Raw genomic sequence first — 23,350 nt, forward strand, 5'->3', positions numbered from 1 at the left:
ACGTTCAGTCAAAATAGCGCGCCTCTTCCGGGGTCAAGTTTTCCGGCATAAGTTGGTGGTTTGAAAAGGTAATCGTTGTTGCATCACCCTGTTTATCTGTCAGTACGACCTGTTCGATCACCTGTGAACCGCTCAGGCTAATCTCAGAAAACAGTTTGTCGAGCGGAGTGGTTACCGGCACCAGGTGCAGTTGCCATTTCCCCTGCCCTTTGTCCGTAAATGTGGTGGTAAAATGATTTTCCAGCACGGTTTTATCCGCTTTGATAAGCGCCCTCATCAGGGCATTAAACTGAAACATCTGCGGATTATTTTCTGCCGTGATGGTTTGATCCGGCTGTTCGTTCATGCGCTGAATCATCTCGTTATCGCGCAGAATAAGCGTGGTAACAAATGGCTCACGCTGCTGCCACCACAACCCTTTTTCCTGTGACAGCAACATAGATCCCGTCGAAATAAGCGGCGCTCTGATATTTTTTATCTGCCGCTCCTGGGTAAATTCGGCTCTCACGGTGGTCTGCGTGGCAAAGGTATCGCGCAGTTCATCAATAGTCAGCGCCTGCGCCAGACCGGATATAAACAGCAGAACTATCACAATGTATTTCATTTTTCGATCCCCATCCGGGCAAATAAAATATCCGGGCTGACAAATTGCAGCTCATTAGTGTGCTTCTCAACCGAGACCTGTATGGTGTAGCCGGTTGTCAGTTTTTCACCGGTATTTTTATCAGTGATAATATAATTAATCTTTAATCTGTTTTCATATTCGGCAATTGTGGCGCGAACTGTCACAATTTGCTCGAAACGCGCTGACCGGCGGTATTTCACTTTCACATCCACGACAGGCCAGACATAACCGGAATCCAGCATTTGGCGGTAGCCGTAATCAAACTGATTAAGCAGTTGTTCCCGCGCGACTTCAAAGTAACGCAGATAGTTACCGTGCCAGACGATCCCCATCGGATCACAGTCATGAAAGGGGATAAAAACATCCACATCAATAGTAAAACGCGGATCAGACAACATGGCGGTTTTCCTCCGGTGAGACAGAATCGGCAGGTAACTGCCAGAAAGGATAAAAATTAAACCAGTCCAGGGGGGAGAGCAGTGTGTAGTGCTCAAGACGTGCCGCATACTGATCAATATAGGTCTGCAATGCCGCATCACGCTGCTTACGCGGCAGTATTACAGGGTCGGCAAACGCCTCACTGTGAATAATGATGCGTCCCTGTTCTTTCAGGGCAAACATCAGTACCACAGGGCATTTCAGTAATGCGGCGAGGATAAAAGGTCCCTGCGGGAAAGGTGCCGGTGTACCCAGGAACGGGCTGCAACTGATACGCCGGGTATTGTGCTGAGAGCTGGAAACAGCAATCCTGTCCCCGACAATCGCCACCCATTCACCGGCCTGTATTTTATCCCGTAATAAAACAGCAATATCAGGTGTGATAGCGGTCACTGAGATTAGATTCAGCATTGCCTGCGGTGCGACTTCCGCCATAATTTGCTGAAAACGGGCGGCATGCTCATGAAAAACCAGGGCATTTATCCGTTTGATCATCCCGGTTTCCGCTAGTGCGCGGCACACTTCAATATCCCCGAGGTGTGAGGCAAGAATAAGCTTTCCTCCTGCAGAGTCAGACTCCAGCACAGCCTGTGCGCCGGGAGCAAACGCAACATCACGGTTCCAGACCAGTTTTCCGCTCCAGCCCGCGACTTTATCCAGCATCGCTTCCCCGAAACGCAAAAAGTGACGATAGCTGTTCAGTCCGGAAGGTGCCTTTTTGCCCAGTTCCTGATAGCGGGTACGGATTTTTTGCAGATAATCACGGGAAGCCCGGCTCTGTTTTCCGCCGGTCAGCCACAGCCCGCCCGCAACAAACAGCAGCAGAAACTGAAACGGCTTACGACCGAGCAGATTATAGATTTTTATCATAAAGCGCATACCGGAGACACCGCGCCGCTCAGCCGTTGTACTCCAGTGCCGGACGGGTCTGCGCCATAAAAGACGCGGAATACGGAGTAACATGCCGAAAAACAACCGCGTATGCATTTTGGAAATACGCACATTGTCTTTCACCACATCAAAATGCGAAATACCGGCCTGCGGATAATACACGCGGGTCGGCAAAAAGCGGCTGCTTGTCCCGTCCCAGTAAAGGCGAACCATAATTTCAGTATCAAAATCCATGCGCTGCCCCACACGAACCTTATCCATCACCGCAAGCGTTGCAGCGAGAGGATAAACCCGGAAACCGCACATGCTGTCTTTCAGGGAAAAGGATAGTGTTTCAATCCACACCCAGAAATGCGTGATATAGCGCCCGTAAAGGCGGGATTTGGGCACAGATCCGTCATACACCGGCTGACCGGAGATAAGGTTGTCCGGCGTTTCAGCCGACATTGCAAGTAGTTGTGCAACCGCATTCAGGTCGTGCTGACCATCGGCGTCAACCTGTAATGCATGTGTGTATCCCTGTCCGGCGGCCAGACGAAAACCTGCCTCCAGCGCCCCGCCTTTACCGAGATTTTGCTTCAGACGCAGCACCTGACACTGCGGGAATGCTGCCTGCACGGCGGCGATATCGCTCTGTGTGGCTTCATCACTGCCGTCATCAACCACCAGACAATCAAGGTTCTGCGCAGTCAGTGCTGATACCACCGCCGCCAGCGTTTTTCCGTGGTTATAGCAGGGGATCAGTGCGCAAGGCCTGAACAGCGCAGATGAAACAGAGATCCCGGCAGAAAGGATTAAGGACATAACCGGATTTTCCCGCTGCTCATCAGTACCGGTTCCGCATCCGCTGACGGAAAAGCGTGATAACGGAACTGTAATTTGTGCAGTTGTGTATCCCATGTCAGCAATAGCGTGACCTCATCCTGCGGCAGAATGGGCGATAAAAATTTCACCTGCTCCAGTGATGAAAATGCAGCATGAACATTGAGATAGCACGCCGCATAATGTATTGCCCATTCAATTTGCGCCACGCCCGGCAACACCGGCTGAGAATCAAAATGTCCCTCAAACCAGGAAAGGGATGCCGGAATAGTCAGTATTACGCTCAGCGCATCCGGACCTGTTAATAAGTGCATTTTTTCAACCGGTAACATTAAATAACTCCTGTAATACCGACCATGATCGTTTGCTCTGCGGATTTAACGGAATAACCGGAACCACACGCCAGAACCGGGGAACAGCCACCGGATCGGTGTGATGCCGTAAAAAAGCGCGCCACTGTGCAAACTGCGCCGCTCCGGGTGTTTTTGTCCCGGCGCAAACCACTACAACCGCACCCAGATAGGTTCGCCCGCGGCGGGATACCGGGACAATAGCCACATCCGCGACAGTGGGATGTTCAACAAGACGGTTTTCAATTGCTGTGACAGAAATGCGTTTTTCACCAATTTTAATAATTTTATCTGTGCGCCCGGAAAGAATAAACCCGCCGTCTTCCGTCAGTTTCAGCTTATCTTCCAGCAGGAAATGCGTCTGCGGTGCCAGCAAATCGGAATGCAGATAATAGTATGATTCTCCCTCTGCCTCAGAGAGTGTCGCACCGTCAAACAACTGCCAGGCGCTGTCACAGCTCAGCCGTTTCCGGTGTGCAACCACACCAGTTTCCGTACTGCCGTAGATTTCATTCACCGCAACCGCGCCCCAGCGCAGAGTAGCATCAGCCAGCGACCATTCCAGTTTTCCGCCGGCGGAAATAATAAAAGACCAGACCGGTGGCGCCAGGTTATGGTCGAGGAACTGCAAAAACGCAGGGCTGGTAATAAAAATATAGGGTTCCGGATACGCAAGCTGCTCCGGGAATTCGACCGTCGCCGTGTCCGTCAGATACCCGAACGAAAGCGGCAGCCAGATACAAAATGTCAGACCATATAAATGCTGATGACTGACAGAGCCACGGACACATCCCGCATAAAATGAATGTTCCCATAATGACGCCAGCCAGCGAGCTTCGGTATCCATGACAGACAGTGATTTATCAACACGTTTGGGTGTGCCGCCGGAGCCGGACGTATAAAGTGACAGATAACTGTCCGCCGGGATCGCCGGTAACGGCTGTACAGGTACAGACACGTCCTGATACGCCGGGGTAAACCAGCCGTCAGAAAATGGCGGCAGCGCGCCATCTGTCAGCAGCAGTGTATTGCTGTCTGTCAGGCCAAGGCATTGTGCAGGATCATGATTGCCGGGCAGTACCGGTGTTTTTCCGGCATGCAGCACCGCCAGCAGCGCCACAATAAAATGCGCGCTGTCTTTAAAACACAATATACACGCCTGCGCAGGATGCCGGATAAGCGGATGACACAGCAGGCTTACCTGTTGCGTCAGTCCGGCAATGGTGATTACCCGCCCTTCATGACGTAACGCAGGGGTTTCCGGCGCGGCCGCCAGCCACTGAGATACGGGACGGTAATGATTTTCCATATTATGACTTAATCTTGTGTTGGTTCTGCTGCGGGTCATTGCGCTGTACCCGTCTGCGGACACACCACTCTCCGGCAAATAACAAACCAATCAGTAAATAACTGATAAATCCGTTCCACCACGCCCAGAGGGTCACATCACCTGATAGCGTCGTCAGCAGTGCAATCGTCCCGTTCAGAATAAAAAACAGGCACCAGACTTGTGTAACCCGGAACGTATAACGCTGCCCGTACGGGCTGAGATCCGGCGTCTGCAAACGGGCGAGCTGTTCAATGACCGAGGGCGGGCGATACAGGCTGTAGCTGAAAACAGCAAGCAGCGTAACGTTTACCGCAACCGGGTAATACATCAGCGCCTGATGATTTTTAAACAGAATGCTCAGCGCACAGAGCAACACGCCTGTCGCGGTCAGTATCAGTGTCAGCCGTTTATTGTGCCGTGCCGTTTTTGATAACAACACAAAGCGCACAACAAAATAGCCCAGCAGTACAGCGCCTGTTAGCTGCATCTTCCCAAGATAGAGGAGATACAGCACCACAAACGGCCAGAGGATCATCAGGACAATATCCGTCCCTCTGAACAATAACGGAACATACCGGCGATAACCGCCTTTGTGTCGCATAGCAACCTGATTATTCTTCAGTGAAAAGTTCGCTCAGTACATCAACAACATCCTGCACTGTGCGGACACTTTTGAATGCTTCCGGTTTGATTTTTTTACCGGTTTTTTTCTGAAGATAAACAATCATATCCACCGCATCAATACTGTCGAGATCCAGGTCTTCATACAGACGGGATTCCGGTTTGATCTGATCGGGTTCAATTTCAAATAAAGAGACCAGCAACTCACTGATCTCCTGATAAAGTTCTTCCTGTTTCATCGTTATTTCCGGTTATTTCTGTGAGTCAATATATGCTGCTAACGTGGCAACAGAATAAAAATGTTTGCGGACTTCATCGCTGTCCGAAGATAAAACAACGCCATAGCGGTTTTTAATCGCCAGTCCCAGTTCCAGTGCATCGATAGAATCCAGACCCAGCCCGTCACCAAACAGCGGGGCATCCGTTTCAATCTCTTCCGGGGCAATATCTTCCAGATTCAGCGTATCAATAATGAGTTGTTTTAATGCATTCTGCACTGATGATATATAGGCCATAGCAAGTCTAAATCCCAATGATTATCTAAAATTTAATGGTTATGTAAGTTTAATGACTGTGTAAATTTAATGGTCACAGTAAACGGTTTTCAAAAACACGCGTCAGTTGCCGCGCCCTCAGAGACGGTAATTCGGTTTTCGGATCAATCAGTTGATCACTCTCCAGCCGTTCTCCCACCACTATGCTATAACGCAGTTTTTGTTGCGGAATATCATACCAGCGGCTCTGTTTCGTCAGCGCCGTTTCACTGTTATAAATATGAATAAAGCGTACCGGGCAATCACACCGCAGGGCAATATTTGCCGCTCCCCGCTGAAATGGTGTCCGCACACCCGGTGTCGTCCGGGTACCGGCGGGAAATATCAATAGGTTATCCCCCTGTGCCAGACGCTCCCGACTCTCTTCCAGCAAAATATCATGCTGGTTATTGACTAAATAATGGCAGGCACGGATAACGCCACTGACGAAAGGATTACGCAGCAGCGCTGATTTTACCAGACAATCCACATCTGGCATCACTGACGCGATCAGTACATAATCCAGCAATGTCGGGTGATTCGCGAGGATAAGACAGCCTTTATCCTGATGCAGTTTCTCAGCGCCAACAACAGTATAACTCATCACTCCCAGCACTTTTGTGACCCATAAAAACAACCTGAAACTATAACTGACACTGCGCCGTGCAATCCGGATCCGCAGAGGTTTATTCCAACAAAACAAAAACAAGCCGTTAAACCAGATAAAGGAGAGTAATACCCCGCCGATACCGAATAACACAAAGCAAAACAGAGTGATACATTGCCGCCAGAGCCGCTCCGGCCAGTACATAAAACGCATAATTATCGTCAGTTACCCTGCCAGTTCCACCGGTGGGTATCACCGGTAACATGAAATGTGTTCTGTGCGTTCAGAAGTCCGTTTAAAAATTGCAGGCTCTGCGGAAGGTCGCTCTGCTCTGAAGACAGCGGTACAACAGGCTGTGCGGTACACGCCCATTGTGTTCCTTTTGTCAGCACCAGCGCACAGGCATAGGGCGGAAAAGGAATGCCATCAGGCAGAACAGGCTGATAAACATCCGGAATCGCACCATCAAAATCCACGAAAAGAACACATTCATGCCCGCCGTGTAATAAAGACAACACCTCAAACAATCCCTGCTGAAAACTCTCTTTTCCTGCAGAAACAGACGAGGTCGGCACAGTGGATTTCGCAATAATCGCCAGAGTCCCCACCGCCGCATTATGAACAGACATCGTAAAATTTGTCGGTGACGCAGGAGTTTTTGTCGCCAGCTCGCTGAGGATACGGTAATTTCGCTCCAGCTCACCGTGGCGGCTGCTGAACACAATGGCATCCACAGACGGGTGTTTTCGCAGCATTTCCAGGCCACAGTTGACCGCCAGCCGGCTGCCGCTGTTTAAGCGTCGCGCCATCATCATCGGTAACAGAGGACACTTAGGCAGCGGGTGTGCAGCACTGATAACAGGTGCTGACTGCCGGCTCCACGCAAGCCACTCTTCCTCTGTCGTCAGTCCCGGTGCAAGCGCCGTCCGGTCAAGGATATCGATACTAAAGCGCATAAATACGTAAACTCACAAATCAAATTATTTTTATACCCGGCGTATTTCAGTGCGGGCTATTTATCCACCGGAGTGCAGATAAGCAAAGTATGCCCCACTCCTAAATTATGTTCCGTACGCTCAATCTCAAACCCGGCGTTGTGCAGCAGCGTTTCAAATTCACTCAGTGCATAAAAGCGGCTGTTTCCGTTGGCCATGCAGGTAAAATAGAGTGAGGATGCATTCAGGCTGAACGCGCCTGCATGATAAGGCTGACAATCCCAGAACAGTTCCATAATGGCGACTTTTGCCCCGGGCTTCATGACGGCACGGATTTTTATCAGAATTGCGGTGATCTGTTCAGGGGTGAAACAGTCAAGGAACTGGCTCATCCACCAGATATCGGCCGTATCCGGTAACGGAGACTCATCCAGAATATTAATAGCGGTGCCGGCTATCCGTGCATGATGGGCAGTTGTGCTGATATTTTCTTTCATCAGCGCAATCTGCTGCGGTAAATCGAGGATGGTCACATTGATACAGGGAAGTGCTTCACAACAGATCAACGCCCATTTTCCGGTATTGCCGCCAACATCATAAAGCTGAGACGGAGAATACTCTGCAATCACACTGACTGCCGCGTTGAAAGCACCACTTGAATAAAAATGATCGAAATTAAACCAGCTGGTTTTTGCCGGTTCAGGTAATTGGCTCAGGGCAGGATAAATTGTATCCCACGGCCCGAACACTTTCAATCCTTCCGGTTTCCCGCTCTCCAGAGAGTCTTTCAGTGAAAACAATCCCTGATAACAAAGATGTTGTGTGAAATCGAGATTCACCCGGGTCATTTCATCATGAAGCAGGAACCAGCCGGTTTTCCCCAGACAGTAAGCCTCCCCGCTCATATAAATTAACTTACCGGTCAGCCCCATATCAAGCAGCAGGGAAACCGCATAATCACTGCACGAAACAGCCTGCGTTATCTCACCAAGAAGTGCGCCTGTTTTTCCTTTTTCATCCAGAAAAGCCAAAATACCAAAATCGCGCAAACACATTGTTGCCTGGAATAACATAGGCGCAAATGCAATTTTCTGGGCGTCGCTGATGGCATCAAAAGCAGAGATATTGTCGTTATCGAATTTTAATTTTTTTATCATAATTATAAATTAAATGTAATTTCACTCAGGTGAAATTACATTTTTATCAGAGTTATATTACAGAGCAGCAAGGCGGAGCTGAATATCTTTATCCAGGTTATTTACCCAACGATTATAACTTTTATGGATTTTACCATCAGCGGCTTTCAGATTCTGGCTGTCAACATAGTTGATTTTGTAAGAGGTTGCGCTATAAGTAACCTTAATCCTGACAGTATGATCGCGTGAAATCAATTTACCTTCAATAACACCCGGAGCGGTTTGTTTCATAATCCAGTCACGTTTCTGACCCGCTTCCAGAATAGCTGTTTTTACTTTATCAGCCGAAACATTAGCAGTAACAGAAGTCTGCGGAGTCATAATGGGCGCAGTACGGGCACAGCCCCCTAATAAAGCCGTTACAGCAAGAGCAATAAATATACCTTTCATCTTTTTCATGCGAATTATTTCCTGTCAATCTAATGAGTAAATGACACAAAAAGCTAAACAATGAATATATACAAGACCGGATTTAATGTACACAAGAACAGGAAAATTTATCATTTTTCGGCAGAGCATCCTATCCGCCGCCTGATATACCTGGCACGCCTTTATTTATCGGCGAAAATTAAGTTAACATGCTGATGATTTCTTTTATTTTCAGCCTGATAAATTACCATTCCGTTATTTGACACAGGAAATAACTCAGTAATATTTCTGATAAACCAACGAGCGAATTCATACCCGGCACCTGTGTTTATCCTTTTTTAAAAAAACAGTAACAACATACAATAAAAAGAATATATCGCCGTGAAATACATTATTGGCGATTAATAATATTGTTACACTCACAAATTAAATATTATGTTGCGAATGTGTTATTAATTAACAGATGATTATAATATTTATTAAATTCTTTATATCTCACTCTGAAATAACAAATCACTAAAATACTCGTTTTATATTCATGCCGAAATCCATTTAAATTAAATTTAAAACTATTAATTTTATAATTTGTTAAATTCCCAACACATTGACTTGTCATAACGTAAAATTTAAAATTTAAACCCATGATAAGTATTTATCTGTACCGAGTACACTTGCGTTATCTGCTGAGCAGGTAGCGACCTCCAATTCATTCCATCTCCGAAACAAACAGGCAATGTGATGAAATTAAAAAAATTGTCGTTCCTGATACTCTCAGTAACCGGCATAGCGTATTCTTCTGTGGGTATTGCTGATACCGCACCTCCCGCCACCGCCACTCCGGAACCGATCCCTGAATTTAAGTTCAGTGATGAATCGCTACGTATTGAGCAGATTAAAAATGGTGGCAGCTATACGAATGCTGACAGTGATGCACTGAAAGCGACTGAAGCAAATAAAGGCATTACGATTAAGGATTCGAAATTTTTGATTGAAATTGATATGGCGTATCCCTCATGAGTCAAACCAACAGTGAATTTCACCGACGATACCCACCTTATCGGCACAACCCTCAACCACGCCTCTTTCCGGTTGGGCGACTCATACCGCGGAACCGCGTTTGATGACAGCAGCGTGATAAATATTACGCTCAAAGGTATTGATAAAAACAATACCGGGAACCTGCAACTGCATAACGGAACAAAGTCCTATAACACCACGGTTGATGCATGGGGTGTTATGGAGTTACGGACGGCATCAGATAAAGAAAAAGTACAGGCGTATAACACGCTGGTGAAAACCAACGGGAAACTGACGGTCAGCTACAATGCCTATGCTGAAAATAACCTGATCGACGGTGGTGAACTTTACATACCAATAGGTGCAAATGACGCCATTGTAAAAAATACCATTATCCGTAATGGCGGCACCTATACGATAGACGCCGGGACTGCCATTGATAACTATATTACCGGAGCCGGAAGTTACCAGGCAGTATCAGGACTGGCGCTGAATAACTACATATATGACGGCGGCTACCAGATGGTTTATGTCAATGACAAAACCGGCGCCAAAAATACCACTATTTATGACGGTGGTACCCAAAGAATCAAATCAGGTACTGCGGAAGATACGGTGATTTATGGTGAGCAAATCATCACAAACCACAGCGGTGACTGGGAAAACGGACAATGGGTTCCGGATAATGATCCTGACGAAACCTGGGGCGATAAACCGACCGCTAAAAATACACAAGTTATGGCAGGCGGCACACAAACAGCCGGGCTGAACGGTAAGGCAGAAAATGCCACTATTTATAAAGACGGTATTCAGTTTGTTGAAAAATATGCAAAAGCAGCAGCAACTCTTGTCGATGGTGGTTCTCAGCATGTACAGGCATACGGCAGTACCGAAAATACCACTATTAAAAATGGCGGGCGCAGTACGCTGGATGACGGAGCATATTCACTGGGTACACTGACTGTTGAGAATGGTTCTCTGATTCTGGGCGCAGGCAGTGATCACACTCTGAACGGTGTTCTCAGTAAAGGTGCATACGCTGAGCAGGTTAATCTGAAGAATGATAATTCATTCATATACATAAGTCAGAATGCAGCATCTCCTGAGTCAATAGTGACTATCAATAAACTGACCAACAACGGTGTAACGGTATTCGGTGATATGACCGGAAATAATACCAGCCGCTATAGTCAGTTAAATATCAGTGAGCTCAGCGGTAACGGATTATTTGTGATGAACATCGGTCTCGCTGACGGCAAAGGTGATTTCCTGAATATCACTGACTCAGTCAGCGGTAGTCATGGCGTCCGAGTGATGGATTCAGGTAACGCGCTGGTCAGCAATACATCGGACCCGTACCGTTATCATCTGATCCATGCAGTTGGCAGTCAGAATGATACTTTTGCCCTGACCAATAAAAGTGTTGATTTAGGGGCTTACAAATACTATCTGGTTCAGGATAAAAATACGGCGGATGAATGGTATCTTTCCCCGGTGAAAGAAACCAAACCTGTTGATCCGGAAGTACCGGTAAAACCGGTTCTCCCTGAAATTACTGACCCGGCGAAAACCGCCCTGATGATTGCCAACGCCATTCCGACTGTCTGGAAAGGTGAATTAAGTACATTGCGCGCCCGCCTGGGTGAGTTGCGTAATGATCCGCAGGTTAATCTCGGGGTTTGGTCAAAAGCTACGACTGCCCGTCATCACATTAATAATAATGAGGTTGCTTACCGCCACGATATGAATGGTATCGTCGCCGGGGGTGATAAAATGACAGAGTTTGAAAGCGGTAAACTCTGGACAGGGATACTCGCCGGTTACAGTCATTCCTCACTCGACATGGCTAAAAATGACGGTAAAATAGACAGTTACAGTCTGGGCGTTTATTCAACCTTCCGCCATAATTCCGGGATTTATGTGGATGCTGTGGTGAAAGCCAACCATTTCCGCAGCACTTATGATGCCCGTTTCAATGACGGAAAAACATCGGCGGACAGTAATACAAACGGAGTTGGTTTCTCCGTTGAAGCCGGTAAATACTTTGAAAAAGACGATTACTTTATCGAACCTTACGCTATGGTGTCCGCCTTCCGGGGACAGGGTGCGGATTACCGCTACAGTAATAGTATGAGAATCAAAGCGGATGCTGCCAAATCGTTCAGCGGTGAACTGGGTGCAACTTTAGGTAAAAATTTCACACTGGAAAACGGCGCGCAGATCAAACCTTATATCCGCGTGGCGGTTAACCATGAGTTTGCCAAAAACGGTGAGGTTGAGCTTAATAAAGAAACCAAACGGACAAATGACATGTCCGGTACCACAGGAAAATACGGTATTGGTATTGATGCAAAACTCAATGATAAATGGGCTGTTTACGGCGAATTTAACTACGCAAAAAGCAGTAAACAGGAAACACCTTACAGTGGTTTAATCGGTGTAAATTACCAGTTCTGATACACCGGTTCTGTCAAATCCAAAGCGGCAGGGAGATATTCCTGCCGTGTTATTACTCTTCTGTCAGCCAATCAGACCATGTACCAGGATAACACCAATACAAATCGGCCCCACATAGCGCCATACCAACAATAAACTCTGACGTTTCAGACCGGTAATATTGTCAGGGATCAGGGCATTTGCCTTACGTGACCAGCCGAAAATCAGACAGACCGCAATACCAAACAGCGGCATCAGGATGTTCGATGTCAGGTAATCCAGCAGATCAAACACCGTTTTTCCGCCGAGAGTGACATCGCTCAGTGGTCCGAATGATAACGACACCGGGATCCCCATCAGCATAATCGACGCCGTTACCACCAGACCCGCCCTGCGGCGCGTCCACTGAAAACGCATCTGAACATACGCCACAATATGCTCCAGCAATGAAATTGCGGAAGTCAGTGCCGCCATCAATAATAAAACAAAGAAAGTGACCGCCAGAACTGCGCCACCGGGTAAGTGGGCGAAATAAACCGGCATCGTCATAAAGGTCAGACCGGGACCCGCATCCGGAGCCAGACCGGCGGCAGACAATGCAGGGAAAATCATCAGCCCCGCCAGTACGCACACCATGCAGGAGAGGATGACCACCCACATACTTGAGTTCGCAATACCTTTATTATCAGGTAAATAGGCGCTGTAGGTAATATGAATACCCAGCCCTATTGAAAGCGAGAAGAAAGCCAGCCCCAGCGCATCCAATACGCCTTTTCCGGTCAGTTTGCTGAAATCAGGATACAAGAACAATTTAAGTCCGGCAGACGAACCCGGCAAACTGATACCAATGATAATCAATGCAATCATGATGATAAATAACAGCGGCATCATTATCTTAACGGATTTCTCCAGCCCGCGCTGTACACCCGCCAGCACCACAAAACAGGTCAGACCGGCAAAGGTGAGATGAGCAATAACCGGCCACCAGGGATTACTGATAAAGCGGGTGAATATACCGGTCAGCTCTGCGCTGTCAGTAATATTCAGTTCGCCGGTCGCTGCCATCACCGTATAACCAATGGTCCAGCCCCCGACCACACTGTAAAAGCTGTAAATACACCATGAACTGAATACCCCGATAACGCCAATCCATGCCCAGTGGCGTCCCATCATTTGTTTAAATGCATTAACAGCTTCGGCACGCGTGCTGCTGCCTAAAATATTTTCAGCCAGCAAGACAGCAAGACCAATAACAAAGCTGAATAACAAAAAAACGATCAGAAAGGCGCCACCGCCGTTAGATGCGGCAACATAAGAGAATTTCCAGATGGCACCGATGCCGATAGCAGAGCCGGCAGCGGCTAAAATATGCCCGAAGCGGGATGTCCATTGCTGACTCATGCGGCCTCCTTCGGTGTCATCTGAGTGACTGAGGCGGCGGCAGAACAATCATTCTGCGGTGAAATAGTGCTGCTAATAATCCTTGCCGTATAACCAAACATCATAGGAACTCCCTTAAAAAAACAGTTCCACCAGCAGGTTACACATACAAAAAAGCCACCTTGCTGGTGGCTTGTGAAGAAAAACGAACAAACGCAGCCACCTAACGGAGTAGTAGGTTAAGGCTTAGCAGGTGGTTAATGATTGCGTTCATGGTTTAACTCTTCATCGTTAAAATCAGTTTTAATTGCACCACACAACAGTGGGCATATCCGCACCGTCGTATGACGCTCTTTTTCTTTTATATCACAAAAATAAATTTAAAAACTATAATAATTTATTCGGCACTCATGGCTCTGAGCATATCGACAAAAGCATCAATATGATGGCGCTGTGTTACCGGGTTCATAAATACCGCTTTCTCTCCCGGAATATAGGCAAACCGGTTGTGTTCTGCATAGGTTGAGCAGGCAATTGAATCCACCCAGTTAGTATACAGACCGGATTTGCCGCGTTTAAGGAACAGATCACGATGCCAGTGACTGTTACGCGCCATCATGTCATAGGCCGTTTTGTCACTGGCGCAGGTCAGTTCATGCGCAAACATAGCCTGTGGATCCGTCACCAGTTTTGGTGAATAGAGACGGAACCCGACGCTCGGCCCCTGATTTTCCGGCACCATAACGCAGGCATTTCCCATTGATAATAAATGGTTGCGCAGATAATTTGCATTCTGCAGACAGTGCGCAATAATCGTCTGATATCCTTCAACACCCAGATAGTGCAACCCGGCGTACGCGCCGAAGATCCCGACACCACTGCGGCTGCATTCGATAGTGGATTGCAGGTGCGTCTGCCCTTCCAGCGAGTGCTCAAAATAGGTAAAGTTTTCCGGATCGTTTTCCAGCGCTTTGAAATCATCACCATCACGAACCATCACGAGGCTTGAGGTATAAGGCACATATCCCCATTTGTGGAAGTCGATCGTAATAGAATCGGCATATTTAAGCTGTTTAAATTTCTCTACGTTATGGCGAAGCCCGGTCAGAGTGGCATCATTAATAGCCAGCGGGTTCGTCGCAAAATCATAATCAATAAAGAAGATAATCGGCCAGCCAACCGCGGCATCCACATGAATATGCGGCTTATCCGTAATTTCAAATTCTTCACATAAGCGGTTACGCAGGTCATGAACCTGTTTAATCTCATCGACACCAAAGGTATCTGTTGTGCCGGCAGTCAGCAGAATAACCGGGACTTTACAGTGAACCGTATAACAAGCGCGGATTTGCTGCTCAAGATCAGAAAGGTCAATCGTGTTATCTGATGCAACACGAATGCGGATAGTTTTATTTTGAATATCCACACCCAGTAATGACAGATTAGTAATATTAGAATAGTGCCCGCCCTGCGAATTGATAATGCGGAAATCCTGATCAACAGACATCCCCAGATGTTTGGACTGTTTAAGTGACTTACGTATCCCGAAAAGATACCCGTACAGATTACACATAGTCCCGCCCTGGGTGAATAAACCGGAGGCTTTGTCCGCATCATAACCAATCAGATTCGCTATTTTTCTGACCACGGTTTTTTCCATGGTATCTGCCACACCTGAATATTCGCAGTACACCATATTCGGATTTCCCAGTAACCCGAGCATTGAGCCATAGATTGCCGGATCCGATGGCATAGCAATTACATTCTCAACCGCAAGCGGATTTTCCCAGTTTTTACACAGCGCTGATGCAAATACCAGTAAATCATCCTGCCCTTCTCCCGGACGGATAACGTTCTGACGAATATGTGAGTCATCTGCCAGCCGGGAAAATAATTCGGCGCCCTTCGGATAGCGGCCTATTTGCTGAACATCCGCCTGTGTGGTTTTCCTGAATCCAGTAATAGTCTGAATTTGCGGATGATTAAGAATTGGCCATTTGCCGGGATCCCGGCTAAAGAAATCGCTGATGACATTTTGATATTTAACTTCAAACTCGTTATTGAGCACATTCGCAGAAGCGGACGTGATGCGTTCTGATTGATCCACAATTAGCTCCAAAATAGTAAATTACACAAGAGTAATACCACCATTTTGCGCCAAATTAGTTGCATTTTAAATGATAAGCAAATAATCAATATCACAACAAATAAGAAAATAAATTATTAAATTCAGTCTGTTGAAGTGAATACGGCAATGTAATTAACTTTAATGATTTTTGAATTATGACGCAACGATCACAATTCATTGCCCTGAAAAAAACAATAAATCTGGTTTTTAAATTTAAAAAATACCATAAAACCCAGAGTAATATTCTGAAAAAAGATGAAAAATACAAATCATTCACATGGCAGAGCGATTTAGCTACGATTATTGATAATTTAATTTCATTAATTCACTGTAGTTATTACCTGATTTATTCTGCATAACCACGGTATTTTGCCGGTTTGTGAATAATAATCAGAGTACTGATCCTGACATAACATCAAATATGTCCGGAAAAATAATATATCTCCAATTCTGTTAATGATTGCCGATTTAGCTCTTTTGCCGCCTCAGTGACAAATAATTAAATAACATCATGATTTTTATAATTAAAATAAAAAATGAATTTTTTTGTGATTATTTTTTACTCAATTGTTATATATCCATGACGTTCCTGACAGCCAATTATACCGGCCATTAAAACAGATGATTTAAATGCAATAGCCCCGGAAAAGTCTTTCATTAACAGCAACTTTGATTAAAAACGGCACTTTTATTGCAGAACTTATTGATTTAACAACAGATATAATCTGAAAAATAAAAATTTCACCTTAATATCATCTTACGTTATCCGGAAAAAATTCACTGTCTCCGTTACCCCTAATTTGTTAGAGTGACCTTGCTTTGCAACACGTATATCAGGGGTTATCTGCCGCAAACATCATGACCGGTGCGTGTGGTTCTTTACCTGAAAACACCCGATCGACGAAATAGGCCTACTTCAGTTTTAGGAATACTTGATGGAAACAATGCAGCAACTCTTTTTTGCACTTTGGCATCAGGATTATGTGACCCTGTCAAACCCATCTCTGTTATGGGCTATCTATATTATGCTGTTCGCCATCCTTTTTCTGGAAAATGGACTGCTTCCTGCTGCCTTCTTACCCGGTGACAGCCTGCTTATCCTGGTCGGGGTATTAATCGCAAAAGATACGCTGGATTTTCCGACGACATTGATTGTTCTTACCGCCGGTGCCAGCCTGGGTTGCTGGGTCGGGTATCTGCAGGGGCGCTGGCTCAGTAATACGCGTATGGTGCAAGGCTGGCTGTCACATTTGCCGCCTCATTATCACCAGCGCGCACACGGATTATTTCACCGTCATGGTCTTGCTGCGCTGTTAGTCGGCCGCTTTCTTGCCTTTATCCGTACATTGCTGCCGATGCTGGCGGGGATCGCGGGTCTGAGTTCCCGTCGTTTCCAGTTTTTTAACTGGCTGAGTGGTTTTCTCTGGGTCGGCATTTTAACCTCGCTCGGGTATTGCCTGGGTATCAGCCCGCTTTTCCGCAAGTATGAGCATTATCTGATGAATATTCTGATGATTATCCCGGTTGTCCTGTTAGTCTGCGGGTTAATTGCCAGTCTGTGGGTTGTCTGGAGACGCAAGCGGACAAAAAATACAGATACGGATATCACCCCGCAATAAGCCTTTAATACCCTTATTCATTCAAACCGCAGGTTCGTTGGCTGCATTCAGATAGCCGGGTCACATACTGATGTATGCTCCCCGTCTATCTTCCCTTGCCACCTGCCTGCAACTTAAATGACGTCGGGTATATCCTTTCCCGGTATACGCAGTTTCAGCAACAGACCGGGGAATATCATCCCGCAGCCTTTCATTTCCCCGCAGTTTATTCTGAATTAATCACCTACCGCCTGAAATGTGCAGGACAACGCCGGAAAATACACTATCATCAGACCTTAATTGCTCTTAAAATACTGGTTATATAATCACAAGGAGTTCCTATGTCACATCATTCAAATGAAGAGTTACGCGCCGAACTGAAATCATTGGCTGACACCCTGGAATCTGTGTTAGGTAATGCAGAAAATAAATCGAAAGAAGAGCTTGATTCACTGAAGAAAAAAGCACAGGCCGCGTTACAGAATTCACGGGCACGTCTGACTGAAGGTAAAGAACAGGTTATCCAACAAACCAAAGAGATAGCCGGTCGTGCGGATAACTATGTGAAGGAAAATCCATGGACAGGTGTCGGGATCGGCGCTGCTGTGGGTGTCGTGTTAGGCGTTTTACTGACCCGTCGCTGAGTTATGGCTGAGTCTGAACGTCCGCAGGGGCCCGGTAAAGGGCTCCTCGATACACTGACGCGCATCGCCACTATTGTGGTCAGCATGGCTGAAACCCGCATCAGGCTCATTGCCACGGAGCTTGAAGAGGAAAAAGCTAACGTTATCCAGCTGATTTTACTGGCCGGCGTTGCACTGCTTCTGACCGCTTTCGGGCTGATGAGCCTGCTTATCCTGGTCATGTGGGCGGTTGATCCCGTCTATCGCCTGACCGCGCTGGCTGTCACGACGGTAGTCTTGCTGGGAGGCGCGCTGATTTTTGCACTGTCCGCTGTCCGCAAAGCCCGTAAATCATCGCTGCTGAGCGCGACCCGCGAACAACTGGCGATTGATAAGCAACTGCTGGAAAAAAAACAGCAGGAGCAACACCATGAATAAACAGATCCGCGCTGAACGGGCACTGCGCAAGCAGGCACTGATTGATACCATCGCTGTACAACGCAGCGATTTATCACAGACTACAGAACATTGGCTGGAAAAAACAGAATCACTGGACAGAACCTGGCAAACAGTAGTGCAATTTCGTCCGCTGGTGGTAGCCGGTCTTAGTCTGATCTCTGTATTTTCCGTACGCCATCCGAAGAAACTGTATCGCTGGGGACAACGCGCCATTGGGTTATGGGGCGTGATACGTACCATACAATCCAATTTCCCCCGCAATAAACTACACAGTTAACCTCTTTCTTTCAAAATCAAAAAATTTGAATTTGTTCATGAAGAATTCTTGCTAACAATCCTTCTCATTCGCAATTACTATTAGTCCAACAAAACGTATTGGCATATCGTGCCATTTAAATGAAGAATAAGTGACTCTGTCCGCAGATTTATAAATTCAATATTGTTGAGCTAATAAGGATCTCTCAATGAACAATTACGCTATTTTAATCGCACGTATCATGATGCCTGTTTTATTTATTGTAGCCGGATACGGAAAATTAGGTGATGCTTATGCCGGAACTCAGCAGTATATGCAGGCAATGGGTGTTCCCGGAGCGCTGCTGCCACTGACTATTCTGCTGGAACTGGGCGGCGGGCTGGCAATCTTGTTTGGTTTCTTAACCCGGACAACCGCTGTCTTCACTTTCGGGTTTACTGTGCTGACCGCTCTGCTGTTCCACACTAATTTTGCAGAAGGCGCTAACCAGTTAATGTTTATGAAAAACTTTACTATTGCAGGTGGTTTTCTCCTGCTGGCTGTCACCGGCCCCGGTAAATTCAGTATTGATCATTTATTAAAAAAGAAATGGTAATTACATTCAGGCAAAGCCACACAGCAAAATAGTAAAATAGTAAAATAGTAAAATAGTAAAATAGTAAAATAGTAAAATTATAAAACACCTGAAGTATCCGCCTGATGGCGGATACTTTTTTTTTAGTATGAGTAACGCTGTAAGTTATTCTTTATCATGAAACTCAAACTCTGATAATGGTTTATTAAACAAATACTCATAGTCAGTATATCCCTTTCTTATATTACTTATTCCTTTTGCCTGATAAGCAATACACGGATATAAACCATACCAGTGATCATTTTTCATAAAATTACACCAATGTACATCAATTCCTTTTGATTCATCAGGTACACCCGTTTCACTGATAAGATAAACAGACTCATTAAATATAGTCAGCATCTTTTCAGCATAATGCTGATTTACAATATAGGCATTGGCACAAAATGACATCATAAGGTTAAAAAGAGAATATTCAGGCTCATGATAATAAACACAAAAATAGTTTCCACCCAGAAGGGCTACATCCCACTCTTTTTCTTTCAGACGGGATAAAAATGTATTGGCTTGTTTGATATGCTCAGGATCGGTATAAAAACCCGTATCATCTTCAATAACCAATACCGTTCCCCAGCCATTTTCAATCACCATATTCATGACCGCTGCATGAGACTGCGCACAACCGATATATCCCAAATCTGTTTCTATTGCCTCAAAGCGAATAATTTTGTCATACGGAATTTCCATTTCAGTTAATTTAGCCAGAATTTTTTTATTACGATCTGTTCTGTTTTTTAAATTTATATAAATTATTTTTTCAAAAAGATCATGATCCAATGTGAAATTTTCATCTGACATAAACCGGTTAAGATCCACACAGCCTCCTGCATCGGGGATATATACATTAATAATGCTAAATATTATTTTTTTGTCAATCCGGGGCTGTCTTAATATAAAAATAAAAACCCGCCGGGAATTATCCGACAGGTTATTCATTTGGCTTATTTTTTATTATCAGATTTATTTATTGATAAACAGTTTCGGAATTTCACGCAAACACCAGGCTTTCGCCTCACCCATGCTGTCACGCCGCCATGCCATTATCACATTCGTTTCATGACTGTATTCCGACCCGACCACTTTCAGGCGGCCTTCCTGAATATCTTTTTCCACCAGCGGATACGGCATACTTGCCACACCCAGCCCCGCCAGTAATGCGCGGTGTTTATCATCAATAGAACTGACCGTCAGACGCTGCTGTTTATCCAGCAGTAAAACGGTCAGCACCGGGCGCTCACGGGCACTATCTGCTACCGCTATACCACGGTACTTTACCCGTGTTGTCTCAGATAATGGCTCAGGCTCACGGTGAATAGGGTGATTCGGTGCCGCCACATAGACATTCACCACTGAATAGAGCGGGCGGGAATTAATTTCAGAAGACGACCGGAAATGCATATCCGGCGCAATCACGATATCTGCCCGTCCGGCTTCCAGCCGCTCCCAGGAGCCGGCAAGGACTTCGGTTGCCAGCGTCAGTTGTGTGGTGGATTTCAGTGCCAGTTTTTCCACCAGCGGAAACAGGGACGCCACCGGTATCAGCGCTTCGCAGGCAATAGTCAGATGCGGCTCCCAGCCACGGGCAAGCGCTTCTGCATCACTGGTCAGCTTCTCAGCGGCTTCCAGAAGCAAACGCCCGCGCTCCAGCAGCATCCGCCCGACATTGGTAAATTTTGTCCGGTGTCCGGAGCGATCAAATAATACAACATCCAACTCTTCTTCCAGTTTCTGCATGGTATAGCTCAGGGCGGATGGCACCCGCCCAAGCTCATCTGCTGCTGCGGCAAAACTGCCGCGGCGGTCGATAGCATCCATCACGCGCAATGATTCCAGCGTTAACGCTTTGTCTTTACTCATCATTATCTCAATCAGAAAATTTGAATGTCGCCACCAGATTAACTGGCTAACAATTCCGCGTCCAGCCCTTTATTATTTCAGTATATTTTTCTCAGCAGGCAGACCATCATGATTATACACCGAACCGCAAAACAAGCCGGCTCCGCAGATTATGGCTGGTTGCAGGCAAAATATGCCTTCTCTTTCGGGCACTATTTTGATCCGGAATTTCTGGGATATGGTCCGCTGAAAGCGCTGAATCAGGAAGTTCTGGCACCCGGTGCCGGATTCCAGCCCAAATCCTATCCTGATGTGGATATTGTAAACCTGATCCTGAGAGGGAAACACGATATTCGTGACAATGACAGGCTGTATCTTGAAAATAAACAGGATGAGTGCAGGTTCTTCTCCCCCCGCAAGGGCATCAGTTATACCGAAACCAATCCCTGCGGGGAGTCGCCGCTGACACGTATTCAGATCTGGCTGCGTGCCGTTCCGGGCTCGCCACGCGGAGGTTCACAGTCGCTCACGCTGACATCTGCTCCGGTGCAGCTGATTGCCTCACCGGATGGTGAAAACGGCAGTATTGATTTACAGCAGGGGATCCGGATCTCTCATCTGAATATTCGGGCCGGCGATTCATTCACCTTACCTCTGTATGGCAGGCGTGCATTTTATCAGTCAATACACGGATGTGTTGTTGCCGGTGACGGGCAGAAGCAGGAAATAGTTGAGTGTGGTGATGGCGCCTTTATTCAGGAGAGCCGGGAAATCACGTTTAACGCACGGACAGATTGCAGGGCGCTGCTGATTGATATCATTGCCTGACGTGGTATTTCTGATTCTGTATTTCTGATTCAGTCCGGCTGAAACGAAAAAACCCCGCGTCAGACGCGGGGTTTTTATAAGTGTGGAGTCAGCCGTTAAGCCGGGTTCTGTCTTGGACAACCATTCCTCTAGGCCAGCACTCGCGCACTGGCTCCAGCAGCCTACCCGGGTTCAGTGCGGGCCGCACCATGTGAACCCCTATTTGGCCTTGCTCCGGGTGGAGTTTACCATGCCACGAACTGTTGCCAGCCGCGCGGTGCGCTCTTACCGCACCCTTTCACCCTTACCTGTGCCCTTGCGGGCCATCGGCGGTTTGCTCTCTGTTGCACTTGTCGTAGGCTCGCGCCTCCCAGACGTTATCTGGCACCCTGCCCTGTGGAGCCCGGACTTTCCTCCCCTCTACCCGTCTCCCGAAGGGACTACGATAAAGCAGCGATTGCCTGGCTGACTCCGGGGCGGATTATAAGCGGCTTTCCTGCCGATGTACAGAATAAGTCCGCACTGAACGTCTGAATGACGGGAAATGCGTCACAGCTCCGGTGTATCACTATCCAGGGTATAACGATACAGCGCATTTTTCTTCACACCGTAGATCTCAGCCACAATTGCGGCGGCTTTTTTCGGCGGCAGTTCTTTTTGAATAATCGCCAGCGCGCGCAAAATTTCCGGGCTGAAGTCATCATTCTGAACCGGCTTCGCACCTTCAACAATCAGGACCATCTCACCTTTACGGCGATTCTCATCTTCCAGAACCCACGCCAGTAATTCACCGACCGGCTTGCCCTGAATAGACTCCCAGGTTTTTGTCAGCTCCCGAGCCAGCACAACATAGCGCTCAGCACCCCATACAGTGACCATATCTGCCAGTGTATCCAGAAGGCGATGCGTAGATTCATAGAAAATCAGTGTTCTCGGCTCTTCAGACAGCGCCTGCAATGTGTCCTGACGGCTCTTTGTTTTTGCCGGCAGAAACCCTTCGTAACAAAAACGATCCGACGGCAGACCTGCTGCACTCAGTGCTGTCACCGCAGCGCAGGCGCCCGGCAGCGGGATAACAGTCAGTCCTGCATCACGGGCACGGCGGACAAGATGATAGCCGGGATCGTTAATTAATGGTGTACCTGCATCAGAGACTAATGCGATACTCGTCCCGGACTGTAATTTGGTAATTAATTGATCTGCTTTATACTGTTCATTATGATCATGCAGCGCAAACAGCCGGTTATTAATCCCGAAATGAGAAAGTAACAAACCGGTATGCCGTGTATCTTCAGCCGCAATCAGATCGACATGCGTAAGAACCTCCAGGGCGCGCGCAGTGATGTCGTTCAGATTGCCGATAGGTGTCGGCACAACATACAGTGTCGCTGCCGCAACCACGGCTCGATTAGGTTGATTCATTGTTTCATCCAGATGATCACATTAGAATTGAGCTTTC

Annotated in this window: 25 protein-coding genes and 1 other RNA gene; 8 read left to right on the top strand and 18 right to left on the bottom strand. The window is 46.8% G+C overall.

Annotated features, from left to right (window positions below; genetic code table 11):
• Positions 1-4 precede the first annotated feature (4 nt).
• The 12 genes from ACMHKJ_RS11170 to ACMHKJ_RS11225 form a co-directional block, all read right to left on the bottom strand.
• Complete coding sequence (locus ACMHKJ_RS11170) at positions 5-604, bottom strand: outer membrane lipoprotein carrier protein LolA (RefSeq protein WP_413493959.1); 600 nt, start codon at positions 602-604, stop codon at positions 5-7.
• A complete protein-coding gene (locus ACMHKJ_RS11175; RefSeq protein WP_413493961.1) occupies positions 601-1,023 on the bottom strand; it encodes an acyl-CoA thioesterase in 423 nt (140 codons plus the stop codon). The genes ACMHKJ_RS11170 and ACMHKJ_RS11175 overlap by 4 nt, the downstream gene beginning before the upstream one ends.
• Complete coding sequence (locus ACMHKJ_RS11180) at positions 1,013-2,758, bottom strand: glycosyltransferase family 2 protein (RefSeq protein WP_413493964.1); 1,746 nt, start codon at positions 2,756-2,758, stop codon at positions 1,013-1,015. The genes ACMHKJ_RS11175 and ACMHKJ_RS11180 overlap by 11 nt, the downstream gene beginning before the upstream one ends.
• Positions 2,749-3,090, bottom strand: coding sequence for an ApeI family dehydratase (locus tag ACMHKJ_RS11185; protein ID WP_413493965.1), 342 nt, complete (start codon positions 3,088-3,090; stop codon positions 2,749-2,751). Before ACMHKJ_RS11185 ends, ACMHKJ_RS11180 begins: the two co-directional genes overlap by 10 nt.
• 4 nt (positions 3,091-3,094) lie before the next feature.
• Complete coding sequence (locus ACMHKJ_RS11190; RefSeq protein ID WP_413493966.1) at positions 3,095-4,498, bottom strand: AMP-binding protein; 1,404 nt, start codon at positions 4,496-4,498, stop codon at positions 3,095-3,097.
• Complete coding sequence (locus ACMHKJ_RS11195) at positions 4,437-5,057, bottom strand: COG4648 family protein (RefSeq protein ID WP_413493968.1); 621 nt, start codon at positions 5,055-5,057, stop codon at positions 4,437-4,439. The genes ACMHKJ_RS11190 and ACMHKJ_RS11195 overlap by 62 nt, the downstream gene beginning before the upstream one ends.
• A 10-nt stretch (positions 5,058-5,067) precedes the next feature.
• Positions 5,068-5,316: an acyl carrier protein gene (locus tag ACMHKJ_RS11200; protein ID WP_413493969.1), complete on the bottom strand. Its 249-nt coding sequence runs from the start codon at positions 5,314-5,316 to the stop codon at positions 5,068-5,070.
• Between the two features lie 12 nt (positions 5,317-5,328).
• Positions 5,329-5,592: a phosphopantetheine-binding protein gene (locus tag ACMHKJ_RS11205; RefSeq protein ID WP_413493971.1), complete on the bottom strand. Its 264-nt coding sequence runs from the start codon at positions 5,590-5,592 to the stop codon at positions 5,329-5,331.
• A gap of 73 nt (positions 5,593-5,665) precedes the next feature.
• Entirely contained in the window at positions 5,666-6,430 is a 765-nt protein-coding gene (locus tag ACMHKJ_RS11210) for a lysophospholipid acyltransferase family protein (protein WP_413493973.1), read from the bottom strand.
• 8 nt (positions 6,431-6,438) lie between these two features.
• Positions 6,439-7,173, bottom strand: coding sequence for a beta-ketoacyl synthase chain length factor (locus ACMHKJ_RS11215; protein ID WP_413493975.1), 735 nt, complete (start codon positions 7,171-7,173; stop codon positions 6,439-6,441).
• 56 nt (positions 7,174-7,229) lie between these two features.
• On the bottom strand, positions 7,230-8,309 hold the full coding sequence (locus ACMHKJ_RS11220) for a methyltransferase (RefSeq protein ID WP_413493977.1): 1,080 nt from the start codon (positions 8,307-8,309) through the stop codon (positions 7,230-7,232).
• Between the two features lie 57 nt (positions 8,310-8,366).
• A complete protein-coding gene (locus ACMHKJ_RS11225; protein ID WP_413493979.1) occupies positions 8,367-8,747 on the bottom strand; it encodes an LptM family lipoprotein in 381 nt (126 codons plus the stop codon).
• A 708-nt stretch (positions 8,748-9,455) separates the two neighbouring features.
• Between ACMHKJ_RS11225 and ACMHKJ_RS11230 the strand changes: the two genes are divergently transcribed.
• Together ACMHKJ_RS11230 and ACMHKJ_RS11235 are read left to right on the top strand one after the other, a co-directional pair.
• Positions 9,456-9,734, top strand: a complete 279-nt coding sequence (locus ACMHKJ_RS11230; protein ID WP_413493980.1) for a hypothetical protein — start codon at positions 9,456-9,458, stop codon at positions 9,732-9,734.
• 12 nt (positions 9,735-9,746) lie between these two features.
• Positions 9,747-12,191: an autotransporter outer membrane beta-barrel domain-containing protein gene (locus ACMHKJ_RS11235; protein WP_413493981.1), complete on the top strand. Its 2,445-nt coding sequence runs from the start codon at positions 9,747-9,749 to the stop codon at positions 12,189-12,191.
• 63 nt (positions 12,192-12,254) lie between these two features.
• Here ACMHKJ_RS11235 and ACMHKJ_RS11240 read toward each other — a convergent pair whose 3' ends face one another.
• Together ACMHKJ_RS11240 and ACMHKJ_RS11245 are read right to left on the bottom strand one after the other, a co-directional pair.
• Positions 12,255-13,571 carry a sodium-dependent transporter gene (locus ACMHKJ_RS11240; protein ID WP_413493982.1) on the bottom strand — a complete coding sequence of 439 codons (1,317 nt, stop codon included), beginning with the start codon at positions 13,569-13,571 and terminating at the stop codon, positions 12,255-12,257.
• 376 nt (positions 13,572-13,947) lie between these two features.
• Entirely contained in the window at positions 13,948-15,657 is a 1,710-nt protein-coding gene (locus ACMHKJ_RS11245; RefSeq protein ID WP_413493983.1) for a pyridoxal phosphate-dependent decarboxylase family protein, read from the bottom strand.
• Positions 15,658-16,613: 956 nt separating this feature from the next.
• Here ACMHKJ_RS11245 and ACMHKJ_RS11250 point away from each other — a divergent pair.
• From ACMHKJ_RS11250 to ACMHKJ_RS11270, 5 genes are all read left to right on the top strand, one after another.
• A complete protein-coding gene (locus ACMHKJ_RS11250) occupies positions 16,614-17,297 on the top strand; it encodes a DedA family protein (protein ID WP_067367061.1) in 684 nt (227 codons plus the stop codon).
• A gap of 320 nt (positions 17,298-17,617) precedes the next feature.
• Positions 17,618-17,920 (top strand): ElaB/YgaM/YqjD family protein, encoded by a 303-nt coding sequence (locus ACMHKJ_RS11255; protein ID WP_413483424.1) that lies wholly within the window; start codon positions 17,618-17,620, stop codon positions 17,918-17,920.
• A gap of 3 nt (positions 17,921-17,923) precedes the next feature.
• Positions 17,924-18,337, top strand: a complete 414-nt coding sequence (locus tag ACMHKJ_RS11260) for a phage holin family protein (RefSeq protein ID WP_413493985.1) — start codon at positions 17,924-17,926, stop codon at positions 18,335-18,337.
• Positions 18,330-18,635 (top strand): YqjK-like family protein, encoded by a 306-nt coding sequence (locus ACMHKJ_RS11265; protein ID WP_413493987.1) that lies wholly within the window; start codon positions 18,330-18,332, stop codon positions 18,633-18,635. The genes ACMHKJ_RS11260 and ACMHKJ_RS11265 overlap by 8 nt, the downstream gene beginning before the upstream one ends.
• Positions 18,636-18,822: 187 nt before the next feature.
• Positions 18,823-19,209: a DoxX family protein gene (locus ACMHKJ_RS11270; protein ID WP_067425354.1), complete on the top strand. Its 387-nt coding sequence runs from the start codon at positions 18,823-18,825 to the stop codon at positions 19,207-19,209.
• Positions 19,210-19,353: 144 nt separating this feature from the next.
• On the opposite strand, the gene ACMHKJ_RS11275 is transcribed toward ACMHKJ_RS11270, so the two are convergent.
• Both ACMHKJ_RS11275 and ACMHKJ_RS11280 read right to left on the bottom strand, forming a co-directional pair.
• Positions 19,354-20,064 (bottom strand): glycosyltransferase family 25 protein, encoded by a 711-nt coding sequence (locus tag ACMHKJ_RS11275; protein WP_413493988.1) that lies wholly within the window; start codon positions 20,062-20,064, stop codon positions 19,354-19,356.
• Between the two features lie 144 nt (positions 20,065-20,208).
• Complete coding sequence (locus tag ACMHKJ_RS11280; RefSeq protein ID WP_413494230.1) at positions 20,209-21,105, bottom strand: LysR family transcriptional regulator; 897 nt, start codon at positions 21,103-21,105, stop codon at positions 20,209-20,211.
• Positions 21,106-21,213: 108 nt separating this feature from the next.
• On the opposite strand from ACMHKJ_RS11280, the gene ACMHKJ_RS11285 reads away from it, so the two are divergent.
• Positions 21,214-21,912 carry a pirin family protein gene (locus ACMHKJ_RS11285; RefSeq protein WP_413493991.1) on the top strand — a complete coding sequence of 233 codons (699 nt, stop codon included), beginning with the start codon at positions 21,214-21,216 and terminating at the stop codon, positions 21,910-21,912.
• A gap of 80 nt (positions 21,913-21,992) precedes the next feature.
• Here the strand turns inward: ACMHKJ_RS11285 and rnpB are convergent.
• Positions 21,993-22,364, bottom strand: an RNA gene (gene rnpB, locus ACMHKJ_RS11290) — RNase P RNA component class A.
• Positions 22,365-22,440: 76 nt separating this feature from the next.
• A complete protein-coding gene (gene rsmI, locus ACMHKJ_RS11295; protein ID WP_413493993.1) occupies positions 22,441-23,313 on the bottom strand; it encodes a 16S rRNA (cytidine(1402)-2'-O)-methyltransferase in 873 nt (290 codons plus the stop codon).
• Between the last annotated feature and the right edge of the window lie 37 nt (positions 23,314-23,350).

Origin of the sequence: Morganella psychrotolerans (genome assembly GCF_965118875.1) — a bacterium.
Classification (GTDB): domain Bacteria; phylum Pseudomonadota; class Gammaproteobacteria; order Enterobacterales; family Enterobacteriaceae; genus Morganella; species Morganella psychrotolerans_C.

What these genes read in the sequence shown, in the direction of transcription:
- ACMHKJ_RS11185 (WP_413493965.1), bottom strand. Translation starts at nt 3,090, where the DNA reads ATGCACTTATTAACAGGTCCGGATGCGCTGAGCGTAATACTGACTATT.
- ACMHKJ_RS11270 (WP_067425354.1), top strand. Translation starts at nt 18,823, where the DNA reads ATGAACAATTACGCTATTTTAATCGCACGTATCATGATGCCTGTTTTA.
- ACMHKJ_RS11170 (WP_413493959.1), bottom strand. Translation starts at nt 604, where the DNA reads ATGAAATACATTGTGATAGTTCTGCTGTTTATATCCGGTCTGGCGCAG.
- ACMHKJ_RS11205 (WP_413493971.1), bottom strand. Translation starts at nt 5,592, where the DNA reads ATGGCCTATATATCATCAGTGCAGAATGCATTAAAACAACTCATTATT.
- ACMHKJ_RS11285 (WP_413493991.1), top strand. Translation starts at nt 21,214, where the DNA reads ATGATTATACACCGAACCGCAAAACAAGCCGGCTCCGCAGATTATGGC.
- ACMHKJ_RS11255 (WP_413483424.1), top strand. Translation starts at nt 17,618, where the DNA reads ATGTCACATCATTCAAATGAAGAGTTACGCGCCGAACTGAAATCATTG.
- ACMHKJ_RS11230 (WP_413493980.1), top strand. Translation starts at nt 9,456, where the DNA reads ATGAAATTAAAAAAATTGTCGTTCCTGATACTCTCAGTAACCGGCATA.
- ACMHKJ_RS11215 (WP_413493975.1), bottom strand. Translation starts at nt 7,173, where the DNA reads ATGCGCTTTAGTATCGATATCCTTGACCGGACGGCGCTTGCACCGGGA.
- rsmI (WP_413493993.1), bottom strand. Translation starts at nt 23,313, where the DNA reads ATGAATCAACCTAATCGAGCCGTGGTTGCGGCAGCGACACTGTATGTT.
- ACMHKJ_RS11240 (WP_413493982.1), bottom strand. Translation starts at nt 13,571, where the DNA reads ATGAGTCAGCAATGGACATCCCGCTTCGGGCATATTTTAGCCGCTGCC.
- ACMHKJ_RS11220 (WP_413493977.1), bottom strand. Translation starts at nt 8,309, where the DNA reads ATGATAAAAAAATTAAAATTCGATAACGACAATATCTCTGCTTTTGAT.
- ACMHKJ_RS11195 (WP_413493968.1), bottom strand. Translation starts at nt 5,057, where the DNA reads ATGCGACACAAAGGCGGTTATCGCCGGTATGTTCCGTTATTGTTCAGA.
- ACMHKJ_RS11175 (WP_413493961.1), bottom strand. Translation starts at nt 1,023, where the DNA reads ATGTTGTCTGATCCGCGTTTTACTATTGATGTGGATGTTTTTATCCCC.
- ACMHKJ_RS11280 (WP_413494230.1), bottom strand. Translation starts at nt 21,105, where the DNA reads ATGAGTAAAGACAAAGCGTTAACGCTGGAATCATTGCGCGTGATGGAT.
- ACMHKJ_RS11200 (WP_413493969.1), bottom strand. Translation starts at nt 5,316, where the DNA reads ATGAAACAGGAAGAACTTTATCAGGAGATCAGTGAGTTGCTGGTCTCT.
- ACMHKJ_RS11225 (WP_413493979.1), bottom strand. Translation starts at nt 8,747, where the DNA reads ATGAAAAAGATGAAAGGTATATTTATTGCTCTTGCTGTAACGGCTTTA.
- ACMHKJ_RS11180 (WP_413493964.1), bottom strand. Translation starts at nt 2,758, where the DNA reads ATGTCCTTAATCCTTTCTGCCGGGATCTCTGTTTCATCTGCGCTGTTC.
- ACMHKJ_RS11260 (WP_413493985.1), top strand. Translation starts at nt 17,924, where the DNA reads ATGGCTGAGTCTGAACGTCCGCAGGGGCCCGGTAAAGGGCTCCTCGAT.
- ACMHKJ_RS11210 (WP_413493973.1), bottom strand. Translation starts at nt 6,430, where the DNA reads ATGCGTTTTATGTACTGGCCGGAGCGGCTCTGGCGGCAATGTATCACT.
- ACMHKJ_RS11250 (WP_067367061.1), top strand. Translation starts at nt 16,614, where the DNA reads ATGGAAACAATGCAGCAACTCTTTTTTGCACTTTGGCATCAGGATTAT.
- ACMHKJ_RS11265 (WP_413493987.1), top strand. Translation starts at nt 18,330, where the DNA reads ATGAATAAACAGATCCGCGCTGAACGGGCACTGCGCAAGCAGGCACTG.